Source organism: Paenibacillus sp. DS2015 (assembly GCF_050433705.1).
Classification (GTDB): domain Bacteria; phylum Bacillota; class Bacilli; order Paenibacillales; family Paenibacillaceae; genus Paenibacillus_AQ.
In genome coordinates this window covers 144,724-162,601 of sequence record NZ_JBNPWS010000010.1, presented here as the reverse complement: position 1 = coordinate 162,601, position 17,878 = coordinate 144,724, and the positions used below count along the sequence as shown (strand labels likewise).

Annotated in this window: 13 protein-coding genes; 10 read left to right on the top strand and 3 right to left on the bottom strand. The window is 39.9% G+C overall.

What is annotated here, in order from left to right; translation table 11 throughout:
• Positions 1-264 precede the first annotated feature (264 nt).
• Positions 265-516 carry a hypothetical protein gene (locus J2T13_RS11470; protein WP_429371322.1) on the top strand — a complete coding sequence of 84 codons (252 nt, stop codon included), beginning with the start codon at positions 265-267 and terminating at the stop codon, positions 514-516.
• A 667-nt stretch (positions 517-1,183) separates the two neighbouring features.
• On the top strand, positions 1,184-1,786 hold the full coding sequence (locus J2T13_RS11465) for a GNAT family N-acetyltransferase (protein WP_429371320.1): 603 nt from the start codon (positions 1,184-1,186) through the stop codon (positions 1,784-1,786).
• A gap of 96 nt (positions 1,787-1,882) precedes the next feature.
• On the opposite strand, the gene J2T13_RS11460 is transcribed toward J2T13_RS11465, so the two are convergent.
• Together J2T13_RS11460 and J2T13_RS11455 are read right to left on the bottom strand one after the other, a co-directional pair.
• Positions 1,883-2,905, bottom strand: a complete 1,023-nt coding sequence (locus J2T13_RS11460) for a serine hydrolase domain-containing protein (protein ID WP_429371318.1) — start codon at positions 2,903-2,905, stop codon at positions 1,883-1,885.
• Positions 2,906-2,968: 63 nt separating this feature from the next.
• A complete protein-coding gene (locus tag J2T13_RS11455; RefSeq protein ID WP_429371316.1) occupies positions 2,969-3,805 on the bottom strand; it encodes a MerR family transcriptional regulator in 837 nt (278 codons plus the stop codon).
• A 474-nt stretch (positions 3,806-4,279) separates the two neighbouring features.
• Here J2T13_RS11455 and J2T13_RS11450 point away from each other — a divergent pair, with 474 nt between their 5' ends.
• Both J2T13_RS11450 and J2T13_RS11445 read left to right on the top strand, forming a co-directional pair.
• Positions 4,280-4,705 (top strand): hypothetical protein, encoded by a 426-nt coding sequence (locus tag J2T13_RS11450; RefSeq protein ID WP_429371314.1) that lies wholly within the window; start codon positions 4,280-4,282, stop codon positions 4,703-4,705.
• A gap of 66 nt (positions 4,706-4,771) precedes the next feature.
• On the top strand, positions 4,772-5,593 hold the full coding sequence (locus J2T13_RS11445) for a GNAT family N-acetyltransferase (RefSeq protein WP_429371312.1): 822 nt from the start codon (positions 4,772-4,774) through the stop codon (positions 5,591-5,593).
• Positions 5,594-5,656: 63 nt separating this feature from the next.
• On the opposite strand, the gene J2T13_RS11440 is transcribed toward J2T13_RS11445, so the two are convergent.
• Positions 5,657-6,385: a CAP domain-containing protein gene (locus J2T13_RS11440; RefSeq protein WP_429371310.1), complete on the bottom strand. Its 729-nt coding sequence runs from the start codon at positions 6,383-6,385 to the stop codon at positions 5,657-5,659.
• A gap of 140 nt (positions 6,386-6,525) precedes the next feature.
• Between J2T13_RS11440 and J2T13_RS11435 the strand changes: the two genes are divergently transcribed.
• The 6 genes from J2T13_RS11435 to J2T13_RS11410 all read left to right on the top strand — a co-directional run bounded on the left by J2T13_RS11435 (position 6,526) and on the right by J2T13_RS11410 (position 17,839).
• Positions 6,526-7,044, top strand: a complete 519-nt coding sequence (locus J2T13_RS11435; protein WP_429371308.1) for a ClbS/DfsB family four-helix bundle protein — start codon at positions 6,526-6,528, stop codon at positions 7,042-7,044.
• Positions 7,045-7,047: 3 nt separating this feature from the next.
• A complete protein-coding gene (locus tag J2T13_RS11430; RefSeq protein ID WP_429371306.1) occupies positions 7,048-7,620 on the top strand; it encodes a DJ-1/PfpI family protein in 573 nt (190 codons plus the stop codon).
• 557 nt (positions 7,621-8,177) lie between these two features.
• Positions 8,178-8,804, top strand: a complete 627-nt coding sequence (locus J2T13_RS11425; protein WP_429371304.1) for a class I SAM-dependent methyltransferase — start codon at positions 8,178-8,180, stop codon at positions 8,802-8,804.
• Positions 8,805-8,987: 183 nt separating this feature from the next.
• Positions 8,988-10,538, top strand: a complete 1,551-nt coding sequence (locus J2T13_RS11420) for a tetratricopeptide repeat protein (RefSeq protein WP_429371302.1) — start codon at positions 8,988-8,990, stop codon at positions 10,536-10,538.
• 311 nt (positions 10,539-10,849) lie between these two features.
• Entirely contained in the window at positions 10,850-11,260 is a 411-nt protein-coding gene (locus tag J2T13_RS11415; RefSeq protein WP_429371301.1) for a hypothetical protein, read from the top strand.
• A gap of 111 nt (positions 11,261-11,371) precedes the next feature.
• The gene (locus J2T13_RS11410) at positions 11,372-17,839 is read left to right on the top strand and encodes an amino acid adenylation domain-containing protein (RefSeq protein WP_429371299.1); all 6,468 of its coding nucleotides are present in this window, start codon (positions 11,372-11,374) and stop codon (positions 17,837-17,839) included.
• The last annotated feature ends 39 nt before the right edge of the window (positions 17,840-17,878 follow it).

Sequence of the window (17,878 nt, the reverse complement as noted above, 5' to 3'; positions counted from 1 at the left end):
TCCCGAAAAAGATGGAGTCATAGATGCTGATGAAGAACAATTCAAATGACTACATAAATTCTATGGAATCGCGACAACTGTCTTGACAACTACCGATATGAATATATTAAGAAGTCCTTGAGGGGCTGGAAATGGATATCCGGAGGAGGACATTCTGGATCGGGAATATCTTTAAACGAACCAAGTGAAGTCTTGGGTGAGCCCATTACTTATCATTTTTCCAAGGATCTAAGCATTAATGAGATAGGAGGGACTCCATTTTCAATGCTTCATGGGATAACTCTAAATCCGGATATCAAGCGCGTAGTTGTTAAAGATTATAAAAGAGGCATAGAAAGACAAGCTCAGATTATTAACATTCGGGATAAATTTAATTTGTACTTTGTGTTTATTGATTCAAATCAAGGGCAAAAATTTGACATCATAACGTATAACAATTCGGGTCAGAAGATATACATAAAGACTATCAATGAAGAGCTTACAAGTACATCTAATTCGGTGGAATTAGTAGAATAAAAGTATATTCGAAGAGGGCAATAATATCCTATAATAATGCATTGCCACAGCGGTCGCTACGCTACCTTGGTCACTCTCACCCCTAGCTTGTCAGGTGTATAATCATGGAAGAAGATCAGACAACAAATGAGCCAGCCTAAGATTAGAGCTATCTAAGGCTGGCTCATTTCGTGAATACAAGAATGTTATCCGAAACAACTGCATGAGGCATGAAAGTAACTCGAGGAGGAAATATGGATATGAGAACTAAGATATTACTACTTATAAATTTGGTGCTTATATCTTTATTATTCTTCTTTGGAAATTTGATGACAACCACTCCAGGGCGTAGTTCGGGCAATGGTAACCCGGCCATATTGTTATTGATTCCATTGTTGATTTTATTTTTTAATTTTGGTAATCCAATGGAGTTATTACTTTAAGGATAAGAAAATTAATGTTAAAACTGTAACAATCATTTTACCTATAGTTGTTACACATCTTGTAGTTGGCATATATTATCAGATCAGTAGTTACCGTAAATATCGAGACTTTTTGGCACAAGTATAAGAACAGAATTATGGCAGGTTAGTTTAGTTATAATAAATCTTTACCAGCCATGACCTCTTACGGTTTAGTATTATATGTGGTAAAGCATTCTACGTAATATGTATAAGGGAGATAAATAATGAACTCAAATACTCATTCCAATTCGGAAGAACATATTTTCAAGATTGACTGTACGGATATTATTTTAAGAGAATATATAATTGATGATTTAGAAGAGTTTCATTCTCTAACCTGGCAACCTGAGATACATGAGTTTTTGCCCGGGTACAACGTTTCTAAAGAACAAAGGTTAGATTGGCTAATGAATTATGAAACCAAAGAAAATAAAAATTTTCTGAAAGTTGTATCAGAAGGCGGTAACATTGATGAACTCCGTCTTCGTTTGGGGATTATATTGAAAGAATCAGGAGAGTTTATCGGTTGGTGCTGTACGGGAATTAAAGAAGAATTGCCGCCTCCAAACAGAGAGATCATGTATGCAATATCAAAAGATCATAGAGGTAAGGGTTATTCGACGCAAGCAGCTCAAGGGATAATCAAGTACTTATTTGAGAATACGAACGTGGAGGTACTCAATGCTATATCTCTTATACGTAACTTACCCTCGAATAGAGTAATACAAAAGTGTAATTTCGAGTTTGAAAACATTATAGACATTGAAAATGAGAACTATAATGTTTATAAACTCAGCAAGAGCAATTGGCAAATCGAGATCAAATGATGGACAGATGATAACCTATGAAACCATGAGGGATTTTCGGAGACGTGAATTCAGGCGATATATTCAACCTTTTTACCAGACTTGGTGGGATTAAGTTTAGTCTATTACAGCCGGGATAATATATTCCTTAATCAGTGTCCATCGATCACGAGGATTAATGATGAATTCGGATGCAATGGCTACGACTAGGTCTTTTTCTGGAATGCAACAAATGACATTACCGCCATCGCCTAGTGCTGAGTATGCAAAAACGCCGTCCTCTTCACGTAACCACCATAGATAACCGTAATTATTGGAGTTCATCGCTATTGATTCGAGGGTCCATGTCCTGGGAATAATCTGATTATTGTCCAAAATGCCACGGTTCAGATATAGCAAACCAAAACGTGCCATGTCACGAGGAGTTAACGTAAGGCCCCACCCTCCAGTAGAGTTACTGTTGGGATCGTTTACCCATCCTTTCACATTGTTCCCGAATAAATCCTCAAACCCAAATGATGTCATTTCATAATCCGGGATTTCGTTCATACCGATAGGTTTGAATAAGCGTTCGTTAGCAAACTCACGGGCACTTTTTCCTGTGCTACGAGTGATGATAGCTGACAGCAGGTGCGCCCCTGCGGTGGAATACTTAAAAGTACCGACACTTCCTTTTTGCCCCAGAATATCGAGAGTATACTTGATCCAGTCAGGTTGCATACACATCTTGTCTAGCGGTTCTTGCCAGTCTTCAAATGAATAGGGGGCTGTCATCGTGAGAAGATGGCGTATGGAGATTTCCCGTTTCTGCCGATCCTCAACATTGGGAACATATTCGGGGAAGAAATCCAGCACCTTCTGGTCTATATTATTAATATATCTAGCTTCTATAGCAATACCAATGAGGGCAGATATGATGCTTTTCGTTACCGATGCCACATGGTGCGTATCATCCGGGCCGTAGCTATTATAATATCTTTCATAAGCAATAGATCCATTTCTCACAACAACAATACCGTTTATATTGCTGTACTCGGATTTTATCGTAGGTTCAAGCTCTGAAAGCTTTTCAGAGTCCATTCTTAGGGTTGCCGGGTCTACGGTTTGCCATTCTGTAGTTGGCCAGTAGTTTCTTGGCATGGTAGATATCTCCTTTAAAAGACGTTATTTGTTTTGTTTAGCGTGCGTTAGGGGAAAGAATTGTTAGCTCTTTCTACTATTTTTCTTTATAGGAAAATACACCTCGGTAACCATATCCTCAGGCCCGGTGGTCTGATTGGGGGTGGTTACATATACTTCATAGGGTGGTTTTACCAATTCATATCCTTCATTTTCTATCCATTCCCTCAGCTTAGCATATACCGATGTCAATTCTGGATATGACCCCTTTAATACAGACTTCGCACAAAGACCTCCAGGGAAATCTCTCGTTCCTTTTACTATCTCCTCAATCGGGATGGCAAACTCTGTATCATTGCCGGCAGGATTGTATTCAGGGCTGTGATAAATAGTCATTGGCGTACCAAGCAAGGTGAGTTTTTCGATAGCAATCTTATCAAATAACCTGCTAAAATACTGTCCATATCCTGCAACATAGTCATCACTACTCATCATCTGATGAATATAAAGGATATTCATGGGCTGGGTTTCAACAAGTTGTACTTCGATGTTGTCAAGGTATGACATCATGGGTATACCCTTCTCTAAATTTAAAATATCATGACTCATTTCCTTTAGGGTATATTCAAAAGTATTTACTTTTTCCTGTAACTGCCTTCTCTTGCGATGAAGAGCAGAACAAAGCATCTCGTCTGATTGATCCTCTTCTAATTCCAAAAGGGTTTTGATTTCTTCCAGAGAAAAATCATAAGATTTCAAGCGGTTAATAGAGAGCATCTTTTTTAGTTGCCTGATGGAATAATACCTATAACCGTTTTCAGGATTAATTTCATCAGGAGTAATTAATCCAATTTCGTCATAATATCGAAGCGTTTTTGAAGATACTTCGCATATCTTTGAGAATTCTCCAATCGATAGCAAGAGGTCACCTCCATTCTTCTATTTGTATACGAACTAAATGCTTTCATATGGCTTTGTTCAATTCTAGATATACACCTTACCCTAAGGGCAAAGTCAACTGAAAAGAATGTGTGCCTCATTCGTTAATTCGCGCTAAACATAGACGATGGGTAATGCAACTTTTTTTTCGGAACATGTTTACTTAATAAGGAGCACTAGTTGAGTGAGTTAGGCCGTAGCACCGATAAAATAAAACTCTGGTAACTTGGATTTTTGTCTAGTAAACTTAATGAAGAACAAAGACAATAATATGTATGATGACTTTGAAAGGTAGATCAGGGGAGTTAATACTTCCTATAACATAGCATTGAAGGCACCGGTATCTCAATCGGACCTTTGGTCCAGAAGAGGATTTTCGGGAGATTCAGCGAGGTGAAAATGCTAAAAGATAATTAATACTGTTTATGGATCACTTACCAAATGGGAGGTTCGATAATGAAGAATAATGCTATAACAGTAGTTTCTTTATCAATTGTGGCTGTCATTGGCGGTATAGTTCTGAATTTTCAAGAGTTCCTAATGGGAAACACGGCCACCACCAAAAATGTGATTGTCACATTGGCATACATAGCTATTTGGATACTTGTGTTAGTACTCGCTTCCAAAAACAAGAGTCGTATAATAATGATGTATTGTTTGGGGTTTTGGATTGCAACGCTTCTCTTCGCGATGTTAACTATATATATAAATGTAACAGAAGCTACTGTTAATTGGGCTATACCATTTGTCATTGTCCTCTTGGGGCAATGGTATGGCGTTATGTTTCTCGTAGGTGATTTTCTGATTGGATCGATCATAATAGCTTTCATTTCATTTGGAATATCTACGGCGGTTGCACTCTTGCTAAGACGCCTGAAATGAACTGTTCAGCGGCAGCAGATAAAACAGATACAACAGTGACTTAATAGTTGATTCGGAGGTGTAGATATGATCACAGAGCTTAATAAACAAGACTTTTATAAAGTAATGCATATGACTGAGCAGTGTAATAATCTAGAGGTAAGAGCAGTGGTAAGCGGGATTAACCCTGGGTGGGTCTATGTAGATCATCCAATTGAGGTTACAGCAGCTTTAATCTGGATTTGTGGGCAGACGGGTTTTCATGTTATTGGGAATTCAAAAAGTATAAATTTTATAAATGGATTGAACACATACATGTCAAATGTTATTGAACCCAAATTAAAGAAATTGAATATAAACTTCGTTGAAATTAGCGTGGGAAACGAAAGTTGGGCTGAGATGATTCAAACCATATTTAATAAGCACAATATCTCTAATGATATTCAACATGTGTTTAAACTTACGGGGGACATGGAATCCAGTGAAACCCAAGATGATAGTGTCAGTATTCAAAGAATAGATAAAGAGCTATTACAGTCTAGAAGATTTGGTAACAAGAAATACTTAGAAGATAAGATTTCTCGGTTTTGGGAAACCATAGACGACTTTTTAGAACAGGGCTTTGGGTATATTGCAATGCAAAACAATGAGATCGTGAGTTCATGTTTTTCTGCATTTGTTGCTGATGAAACCCATGCCTTAGATATAGAAACCTTAGAAGGATATAGAAGAAAAAATTATGCTACCTTAGTAGCTAGGGCGTTTGTGGAAGAATGTAAAATCAAAGGGATAGTCCCTTACTGGGACTGTTCTCCTGAGAACACGGGTTCGATTAGGTTGGCGGAGAGTGTAGGAATGTCACTTAATTTTAACTATAAGATATTTTGGTATGACTCACCGTCTAAATGATTATCAAAAGAGCCGTATAAATTGCGGCTCTTTTGATAACTTATTGGTGGGTGATGAATGTCGTTATGATTTGAATTCCTGGACCCATGCATTGTTATAATAAGCAATGCCGATATCGGTATAAGTATTACTCATTATATTTGCTTTGTGGCCGGGGCTATTCATCCAATCCTTCATAACCTGGCTAGGGGTGGTTTGCCCTTTGGCGATGTTTTCTCCAGCTGAATTGAATGTGATCCCAAATTCCTTCATCATATCGAAGGGGGATCCATGTGTTGGAGAATTATGATCAAAGTAATTGTTGTTGTACATGTCCTGTGCCTTGACCATAGCCATCTTTGACAATTCCTCACTCATACTCAGGGAACTTAATCCTGCTTTGGACCTTTCTTGATTCACTAGATCGAGAACTTGCTGCCCGAATTGGGATGAATCATTATTATTCGTAGTTTCTTTTTTAGCTTCCTGTGCTTGTCCTGTTGAATTTGTAGGCTCTTTTTGTTCGATATTTCCGGTCGGTGTCTGATTTGCTGGATTTCCAGCCGGTGTTTGAATCAGATCCAACAAATCCGAAGTGATTCCATTTGGTGCTTCTTTTGTTGTAATAGAGGATCTCCCTGCCTCAGACGTAGCTGTTGATGATGCCTGTGTTAGGACAGAGTCTGGTGTAGCAGTATGAGCATGACTTGAAATCCGTGTTTGCTTAGGAGTCACTTGCTTTTGCGTCATATTGTTATTGCCAGAACAGCCAGTCACAATCAGTAACACTGCTAATACGATAAACTTTACCATAAGCCAACCTCCTCGGTCTGTTAATTCATGAAGTTACTGGATTTAGGATTTCCTGTATGCCCTTTACTTATGCCTAATTTAGGATTTCCTTTTAGGAGGTGGAAATAAGATTATTATTGAAATTATAGGGAGTGGATATTATGCCAAGTCAAGATTATGAATCTAAACATGCATTGAAAAGTGCCATTCATATTGGCTATTTGTCTCTAGATATTGAATTTGATGGAATTGATGATGCTCAAAAAGACATACGTATACCAGAGGTAGATCGCACGCCTGCAGAAATTATTGCCTATCAACTTGGCTGGATGAATCTTGTTATGGGATGGGACAGGGATGAAAAAATTGGTGAAAGCGTAATTATGCCTGCTCCGAACTATAAATGGAATCAACTTGGCGGACTGTATCAATCCTCTTATCAGACGTATGCGCACTACTCTTTAAACGAATTGAGATCTTTATTCAAAGAAACAGAAGAACAATGGCAGAATTGGATTGATTCATTGAATGAAGAAGAACTTTTTACACAAGGTGTGCGACAGTGGACAGGTACTAATCCGAGGTGGACGATGGTCAAATGGATTCATATTAATTCAGTTGCGCCGTTCAAGTCATTTCGTTCTAAGATTCGTAAATGGAAGAAATTAAACGGGGTGTAATTAATGGGGAAGATTATTTGTTTCATTTCAAAAGATTTTGCTGATTTTGAGATCACCTTAGCGTTACATAAAATTAAGAATGTTGGGAAAAAGGAGATAGTATCCATAGGATATAATTATGAACCCGTAACTAGCGAATCTGGACTGCATTATAAACCTAATTTGACTGTTTATGAAGCAATGGAACTTGAAGATATTGAAGGACTTATTATCCCTGGCGGACCGATTCGAAGCCAACGGAAAGAATTAACGGAACTCATTATTAAACTTGATCAAGAAGAGAAGATGTTAGCTGCAATATGTAACGGTCCACAATACCTGGGGGTATCTGGTATTTTAAATAGAAGGAATTTCACCACTTCTTGTTCTATTGAAAGAATAAATAAACTAGGAGTAGAGGATCCATTCCCACGTGAGAATTACATGGATAAGCGAGTAGTCAGAGATGAACATGTGATTACTGCTAAAGGACGTGCATTTGTTGATTTTTCTTTTGAAATATTCGATTATTTAGATATTTATAAAGGGGCGGATCAAGAAAAAGAGCAATTATTAAAAGATATCATGGATAGATAAGCGTATTGAAAGTGATTAAGCTTGTTGGTTGGTCATTATTCAGTTAGATATGTTATAAAAAGAATAGAACCACCAATTCCGTTACGGTTTTGTATGATCAGGAGATTGCTAATTATGAGAATAATAGAGTCTAATCGAAGACAAAGCTCTAATCAAAGAAAGTTACTGACAAGTTTGTTCGCATTTTTATTAGCATGTATATACTCCCTAATCTTTGTGACAATAATTAGGACCTATTGTATAACCGTGTATGAAACAACTATGCCAGGACGTGCCGATTTTTACTCTGTAGAAGCGAGCTTATCAATGGAACAGGTACTCACGCTCTTTCTCATTAGCAATGTTTGCATTTTATTGTATTCTTGGAAGCGCTCTAAACTGTTCTCAATAGTCTATATGACAATAATAGGAATAGCCGCTTTATATTCATTGATGTATATAGATACTAACATTATCAATGGAGTTTGATGAAGAGCAATGGATATAGATATCGTGGATCTTCAGAATATTAGCTGAAGTTCCTTCTTTTTAATATAAAAGATAAAAGAGGTTATTCAATGAAAGAGTATTGGAATAATAGATTTATTAGTGAAGGCCTTATCTGGGGAGAACAACCAAGTCAAACCGTGTATGACGCCAAGAGATTCTTTGCTAAGAATAATGTTAAGACCGTTTTAGTACCTGGAGCAGGATATGGTAGAAATACTAAGATACTTTCGGATACTTTTCAAGTCGATGCTATCGAACTCTCAACCGAAGCGGTTTTACTTGCACGACAATGGGATCATAGGAGTTGTTTTATTGAAGGATCTATTTTTGAAATACCACTCAGGGATAAGCAATATAATGCCGTATATTGTTATGACCTTATTCACTTATTCACTAAACTAGATCGAATGAGTCTTGTTCGTACATGTATCGAACTATTGGATGAGGAAGGAATATATTATTTTACGTGCTTTTCTAATGAGGATGCCTCATACGGAAATGGCGTTGAAATAGAAGAGAATACCTTTGAATATAAAAAGGATAAGGTATCACATTTCTTTAATGAAGATGATTTAATAAATCATTTCAAAGATACTGTGATTTTTGAAACTGGAACACTACAAGAAGATTTTGAATACACGAACAATACAATAAGAACCTATAAACTAAGATATATCTTTGGGAAGAAGAAATAATATCTTTGATAATGAAATCAGAAAACAGTAGAATTTAAACATCCATTGGTTTGGGTACATGGAATTTATATGGTACGATTCATAAGGCATTTATTTGTTGACAGTCGTTTGAAGCACGTATACTTTTCCTTCACGTGTTAGAAGATTGTCCCTAATGAGACACAGAGAGCAGGTTTATAGTGAATGGCAAAAAATAGACAACAGAGCTTCCGCTTCAGCGAAGCACCTATTTGGGATTTGCAGCGGACTTATTTTGAAGAGCAAGGAATGAAGGCTTGGAATAATGATCAGGTACCGCAATATATAACGAGTAACCCCATGATTGCCACATCCTACGCGGAAATGATTTTTGGATTTCTTCAAGATCGGGCAGGAAAGGGCGACATATCTGAACCCGTTATGATCCTGGAGCTTGGAGCGGGAGCAGGACGCCTCGCATTTCATGTATTGCATAAGCTGTGTGAGTTGAGAGATTATGCGGGGATTACGCTACCCCCTTTTCGCTATGTGATGACTGATTTGGCGCTAAAAAACGTTGTTGGTTGGAGAAATCATCCCGCTTTGCAATCTTATATTCAGCATGGGATGCTGGATTTCGCACGATTTGATGCCGTGCATGACACGGAGCTGAAATTGGTTGTATCCGATACGACTATCCAGGCAGGTGATCTGAAGCAACCGCTACTGATCGTCGCTAATTATTTTTTTGACAGTATTCCACAAGAACTGATCTATGTGGGTGATGGCAGAATTTATGAATGCGATGTTTTAATTGAGTTTCCGGAGAATTTCGAACTGCTTGATCCGTCTGAAGCACTGGAGAATATGTCACTGAGCTACGAGCATCGCCGGGCATCCGAATACGAAGAAGAAACATACCCATATCGCGATCTGATCGCGCTTTATCAGCAGGAGCTTGAGGATTCACATATCCTGTTTCCAGTGGCTGGATTGAGATGCCTTGAGAGACTGAATAAGCTGTCACAGGCTGGGTTCCTGTTGCTCACCGCGGATAAAGGAGATCACCGGCTGGATAACTGGAAGTTCGCGGAGCCACCCGAGTTAATTCATCACGGTAGCTTCTCTTTAACGGCAAACTATCATGCGATTCAACATGTATTTGAGCAAAAAGGTGCACAGACCCTCTTCACCACGCATCATTATAAAAATATAAATGTTGGCTGTATATTCATGCTACAAATACCGATGAGTTATGCTAACACCAGGTTGGCTTACCGGCGGTTTATCGAACGTTTTGGACCGGATGATTTCTTTAGTATGAAGGAATGGGTTGACCAGCAATCTGACACCATGGGGTTACAGCAAATTTTGGCCTTTTGGCGTTTAGGCGGATATGATGCAGAGTTATTCATCCAGAGCGGGAAACGCATCTCGAGCCTACTATCCGAGGCCAGCGATGAAGAAATATTGGACATCCATAGAGGCATAAACATCATGTGGTCATCCTACTATGAGATGGAACAACGCTATGATTTAGCACTGGACGCCGGACTATTACTGTTCGAGATGGACATGTACGAGGATGCGAAGCTCTTCCTGGAAATATCCGTACACGCAGATGAAGATGAGCCTGTACCAACTGTCTTATACTGTTTGGCTATATGCTGTTACGAGCTGGGGCTGGAAGAAGAGGCTCTGGAATACACACGCGAAGCGCTGGTTGTCGAACCTGAGCATGAAGAGGCTTTGGCACTGCTGAAGTGCTTTGAGTAAAAGATTTCTGATGAAAAGCTAGTGAATGTGAGCTCAAGAGCCCGTCGTTGAAAGTATCATTTATTTATGCAACGGGGCTATCTCCACTATGTTCTTAGATGTATATTAATGGAATAAGCACGGACAACACGCAACCCAACCTAAGATGAGAACTATCTAAGGCTGGGTTGTTTTTTGAATACTCGAACGTTAGCTGAATGGAGAAATACCGTGCAGGACATTCAAAAACATTTTATGGGAAATATTTATCTACGGTTAAGTCTGACATCAGTTATTTCGTGCTTTGATATCAAGGAAAGGTGGGGCTCAGCATGAAGAAATCCTTATTTGTGATATTTTTGCTCTTGTGTATAACAGGTTGTCAAGCTCAAACTGAACCTATAATCTTAAAACAAATCACATTGTCTGAAGCCTATCCCGGGGATATCTTAGAAGTAAATAAAATTGAATTACTAGATGGATCTTCAGGTGAAAGGAAAATCATTAAAAACCAAGCCGAAATTCAAAGCTGGATAAAATTAATCAAAGATATAGAATTAACACCCGATGAAAATCAAGAAGGGCGAACTGGATTTATATTTGGCATAAGTTTAATAAACGGAGATGACAAGATATTTGGATTTGGACCCCATCAAATGAATAAGATATATTACAAGAATAATCCTGAATTTGAAGGACATATAAGAGTTTTTTTTGAAGATCAGTTTGGTAGAGAATTCTAAGGAAAAATGCCATTACATTCTTGTAGCAACTTCACAATTAGTGGAATCGGTGGTATATTTAGGTCGCTAAATCTTACCGTTCAGTATGTTAACGATGGAGAGGTGCTGAGGATGTACACATTAAGTGCTCTGTTACAGGATCGAAGCCACAGTAGTAAAGGAATTCTATTTATTTCTGGTAGGGACAAGGAACAGTTCGTCTCGTATGAAGCTTTATTTGATAACTCTATGAAATTATTAAAAAGACTGCAAGATGCCGGTATAGAACCCGGAGAGGAAGCGGTTTTTCAAATCGAAGACAATCGTAGCTTTATCACGGTCTTTTGGGCCTGTCTACTTGGAGGCATCATTCCTGTTCCTATTTCCGTGGGCGAGTATGATGAGCATAAACTCAAATTCGTAAAAGTTTGGGGAAAGTTGCGGCAACCTTGTCTGATTACGACACAACAAAGATGGGATTTACTTCAAAAATACGCATCTACAGAGATGAAAGCAGGCTCTTTTCAACAAATGAAGGCTCGTACTATTCTCTTGGACGACACGTTAGCGGATAATGAATACGGAACGTTATGTCCTGCTCATGCAGATCAAGTAGCCTTTATTCAGTTTTCTTCAGGATCTACCGGCGAACCCAAAGGAGTAGTTTTAACTCATGCAAACGTTATCACCAATATAAAAGCAATCATTCGATGCTCTCAAATTGATGATCGCGACTCGATTCTAAGCTGGATGCCATTGACACACGACATGGGGCTCATTGGGAATCATCTTGTTCCATTGGTAGCTGATATCCAGCAATTGTTAATGCCAACTTCCTTATTTATTACACGTCCTCTAGTATGGTTTGACAAAGCAAGTGAGCATCAAGCAACCCTTTTATCCTCTCCCAATTTTGGCTATCATTATATACTTCAACATCTGAAAGAGCATAATCTAACCCATTGGAATCTATCCAGCGTGAGGCTAATCTTCAATGGTGCTGAGCCTATTTCTGCTGAATTAATTGAGAAATTCATAGATCAAATGGAGCACTACGGCCTCCGTCGGGACAGCATGTATCCAGTATATGGATTAGCCGAAGCTGGTCTCGCTGTTACGTTCCCCCCCATTCACGAGACGATCGCAACGGTTCATATTGACCGTAAGCAGATGTTAGTGGGCCAACAGATTCAGGAAATGCAGAAACAAGCGTACCCAGAAGTTGCTACCTTTGTGGATGTTGGTTATGCAATCGAACCAGATTCACTTCGCATTTGCTATGAGAATGGTCAGGTTATGGACGAGCTTCATATTGGCTATATCCAGATCAAAGGAAACAATGTTACGTCCTGTTATTATAACGATGCAGAAGCTACCCTGAACGCAATCAATTCTGAAGGCTGGCTTAATACCGGAGATTTAGGTTTTATGCGCAACGGCCGATTGATTGTGACAGGAAGAGCGAAAGACATTATTTTTATGAATGGGATCAATGTATATCCTCATGATATTGAACGTATGGCCGCACAAGTGGCTGGTATGGAACTAGGAAAGCTCGCAGCATGCGGTGTTTACAATAAAGATACGATGACAGAGGATGTATTGTTATTTATCGTCTGGAGAAAAAAGTTGGACGAGCTGGTTCCTCGATCTTCACAATTAAAATCAATGATTAATCGGGGGTTAGGTATTGAGCTGAAAGAAGTGATACCGGTCCGATCGATCCCAAAAACGACAAGCGGAAAACCTCAACGATATGCCCTGAGAGATCGATATGAGAATCGCGAGTTTGAAGATATCATTTCTACATTACAGCAGTTATCCGTGGAGCAGCTTCATAACATCAAGTTAGAACCAGCTAACGAAATTGAAGCAGAGCTCGTTCAGATATGGAATTGTGCACTGAGTAAGGATGCTCGAAGCATGGAGGATCACTTTTTTGAACATGGAGGCAATTCTTTAAAAGCCGCCCTTCTAGTCTCTGAGGTTCAGAGCCGCCTTCATGTACAATTGTTACTGAAGCATGTTTATGAGTACCCTACCATTTCTAGTATGGCAAGCTATATCTCTACATTAGAAGCATTTCATCCTTCCGTTATATCTAGAGCAGAGGAACAGCATTGGTATCCTACCCTTGTGGGACAACAGAAGATTTATGCACATCATCAAATATACCAGGATAAAACGTACAATATTGTAAATGCCTTCAGGGTAAAAGGGAAGATCAATAAAGAAAAGCTTGAAGCTTCATTTCAGAAGCTAATCAAGCGACATGATGTATTCCGAACGGGATTCGAGATGAGAGACGGTCAACCTGTTCAAATGATTAATGACGAAGTGTCATTCCACATCGAAATGATGGAAGATGGGGCGTCTGAACCAGCGATTATCGAACAATTTACAGCCATTTTTGATTTATCTAGACCTCCATTGCTACGAGTTGGATTGTTGGACCTTTCTGATCGTGAAAGTATGCTTATCATCGACGTTCACCATCTCATTGCTGACGGTGTATCCATCCCGAATCTCATGATGGATTGGACTCGGATTTATGATCAACAGGAACTAGCACCTAACGAGCTTCAATTTAAGGATGTAGCCGTATGGCAAACAGAGCAAATGGAGCTAATAGAGCACCATGATAGGAGTCAGCAGTTCTGGACCCGCCAGCTTGTGGGTGGTCATCAAATGCTGGATCTACCTACGAGTTACCCAAGAACAGCGGATGTGGATTACCGTGGTGATACCGTGAAGGTGCCCATCGAGCCGAAGCTCGTCGATCAGTTGAGGCAATTGGCGATTCAGCAGAATACGAGTCTGTATATGATCTGTCTAAGTGTTTTTTACATTTTACTAAACAAGTACACGCAGCAGAACGATGTTGTCATAGGTACCTCGCTGGCAGGTAGATCGAGGTCAGAGATGGAACATTTGATCGGGATGTTCGTGAACACCGTACCATTACGAAGCAGCCCTGTCGGAGATCACACCTTCACCCAATTTCTGCAGGAGGTAAAAGACAACTTTTTAGAAGCATTTGAGTATCAGGATCATCCGATTGAACAATGGATGGACGATTGGCAAAAGAGTGATCGACACCATCAACTTTATAATACGACATTTGTGATGCAAAATATGAAAACGTTTGTACCCCAAACCCATGAGTTTGAACTGACTCCTCTTGAATACCACAACAAAACCTCAAAGTTTGAACTGACGTTGTTTGGATATGAATCGGATGCTGGACTGGATCTGGAGCTTGAATATCGTACATGTCTATTCAAAAAGGACACCATGCGCATCATGCTGCGCCACTATGTGAACTTATTGCATGAAATCATAGCTCATCCCACAATCCGGATCTCGCAATTTCAGATGCTATCGCAGGATGAACGCAACGACATCCTATATACAACAAATCTTACCCATCATGATTACCCCAAAGATAAAACAATCATTCAGCTTTTCGAAGAGCAGGTCGTAAGAACGCCTAATAACGTAGCGATTCGGTATGAAAATAGGCAGGTGACTTACGAGCAGTTCAATCAGCAGGTTAATCATATTGCGCACGTACTAATTCGGAAAGGAGCAAAGCGTAATCGGATAATCGCCTTATTGATGCATCGCTCGATCGATATGATGATTGTATTGTACGGAATTTTAAAATCAGGTGCTGCTTATCTGCCCATCGATCCGGAGTATCCACAGGAACGAATCCAATACATGCTGGAAGACAGCGGAGCAGAATTGCTCATCTCTACACCTGAACTGACACGCGCGATTCATTTCAGTGGTGAGATATCAAATGTAGATGTTGTATTGAACGATAGTCCGGAGGGCAATCAGGATCGTGGTCGGAGTAATCCCAAGCCACGGAATGATCCGGACGACTTGGTCTATGTAATTTATACTTCGGGCTCTACAGGAAAACCCAAAGGTACGATGATTGAGCATCGAGGCCTAGTCAATTACATTTGGTGGGCGAACAAGATGTATGTACAGGGTGAACAGGCTGTATTTCCACTATATTCCTCGATCGCTTTTGATTTAACGGTCACTTCCATATTTACGCCGCTCATTGCAGGCAATCAGGTGGTCATTTACCCAGGATCGCAGAAGGAGCTCGTTATTCACGATGTCATACAGCAAAATGAAGTGACCGTGCTGAAACTCACTCCGTCTCATTTAAAGTTGATTGCGAATATGGATCTACGACATTCGAACATTAAACGCATCATTGTCGGGGGAGAACAGCTGGATACCCAATGGGTTGCTGAGGTTGTTCGCCGCTTTGATCACGAGGTGGATATTTACAACGAATACGGACCGACAGAAACGGTTGTCGGATGTATGATTTACCGTTATTCAGCGGAAAAGGATAGGTCCGCGTATGTACCCATCGGCAAACCTGCGCACAATGTGAAAATTTATATTTTAGATTCAGCTTTGCAGCCTGTTCCCTATCACGTTGTCGGAGATCTATATATTTCCGGAGACGGCGTGGCTCGGGGATACTTGAATCAGCCTGAAATCAGTGCTGATAGGTTTATAATTAATCCCTTTTCTACGACAGAACGAATGTACACTACAGGTGATCAGGCAAAAATGCTTCCAGACGGAAATATGGTGTATGTCGGCCGTAGAGATCAACAAGTGAAGATTCGCGGGTACCGCATTGAGCTGGGTGAAATCGAGTCCTGTCTATCAGCGTTTCCTGGAATTCAGCAATGTATCGTTATCGATACCACCGACCATCAGGGTATACAATCGCTTTGCGCTTACTTTGTGTCGGAAGAAGCTGTTCTGTCGTCAGATATACGTTCCTATCTATTAAAATACTTACCGGAGTATATGCTACCGCAATATTTCATGCAAGTACAAGAATTGTCCTTAACAGCCAATGGAAAAATTGACAGGGCTGCTCTTCCCGCTCCCGTACCCATGAACGTCCAATTGCAGAACACGCAAAGACAGGCTGAGACAGAACTGGAACAGACGATGGTGGAGGTCTGGAGGGAAGTTCTTGGCGTGGAACATATAGGCATCGAGGATGACTTTTATTCTATGGGAGGAGACTCTATTAAAGCAATACAAGTCAGCTCTAGGCTTCAGGAATACGGATACGAAGTGGATATACGAGATCTATTAATCTATCAAACGATCGGTCAGATCAGTGATGTCGTCCATACCACGACTAAACAAAATCAGTATGAGCAAGGACTCGTCAGCGGTGTGAAACAACTATTTCCGATTGAAGAATGGTTCTTTGAACAACAGTTTGCCAATCCACATTACTATCAGCAATCTATTCTTCTACAATTAAAGCAACCCTTTGATGAAGTACTGCTGGAGCAGGCATTTGAAAAGGTTGTCCAGCACCACGACGGCTTGCGAATGAACTATGATCCCGTAGGCCATTGTTTATTTTTTAATGAAAGTCATGCTTTTGCACCTTTCAAGCTGTTGAAATACGATATCTCTTCCTTATCTAAGGAACTGAAGCAGGAAAGCATGCAGCAGATGGGTGCTGAAATAAAGTCGAGCTTCCATATAGAGACGGATTTACTACTGAAAGCGGCCTTGGTGAAATTCAGCGGGACAGAACAGCAACTGTTCATAACGGCACACCATCTCGTTATCGACGGTGTTTCCTGGAGAATTATTTTAGAGGATGTTATTCAAATCTATGAGAGCTTGACCTTGCGACAGGAGCCCGTCTTAAAGAAGAAAACCGCGGCACTTTCAGAGTGGTATGGGGAATTATCGAATTATGCGCAAACGTTTGCTTCAAGTTTTACTTATTGGAGCGACGAAATGATTTTGACGGAAGCATTACCTCTTGATTTCGAGCCTGAACACTGGTTAATGGAGAATGTGGTATACGAACAATATGATTTAGATCCTGAATGGTCGAAAAAGCTAAGGGTTTCCATTCATAAAGCATACAACACGAATATTCTAGATGTGTTATTAACAGCGCTCTTTCAAACACTCCAACAGTGGACGGAGCAAACTTCATTCGTCATTGAACTGGAGGGGCATGGTCGGAATTTGCATAGTATAGATGTTTCGCGGACAGTAGGTTGGTTTACGGCCATGTATCCTGTGAAGCTAGCTGCACCCACTCATGGAATTGCAGAACAAATCAAGCAGATCAAAGAGAAATTGAGAGGGATTCCGCATCAGGGCTTAAGTTACGGGGTGTTAAAGTACACCGGACAGGATAAGCGGTTAGCTTCGAATTCGAATACAAGGGCAGAGGTTCGATTTAACTATTTGGGACAATTTGATCACGAAATCGAGAACGACTGGTTTTCTATATCCGATATAAAAACGGGTCCAGACGTATCCTTGTCAAATTCAGCAATAGCTACCTTGGATGTAATATGCATGTTTGTAAATAACACGCTGAGAGTTCAATTTCACTATAATCAGCTAGCTTATAAAGAGGTGACAATGAACCGGCTTCTGAGCACATATATAGAAAATTTAAAGACGATCATTAAGCATTGCTGTGAAAAGGATGGGGCCGACTTTACCCCTTCAGATTTTGAAACGATACAGATGAATCAAGAGGACCTGGATAGCTTGTTCTTATAATTCTATACGTGTTCATTAAAGATAAAGAAGAAGGTGATG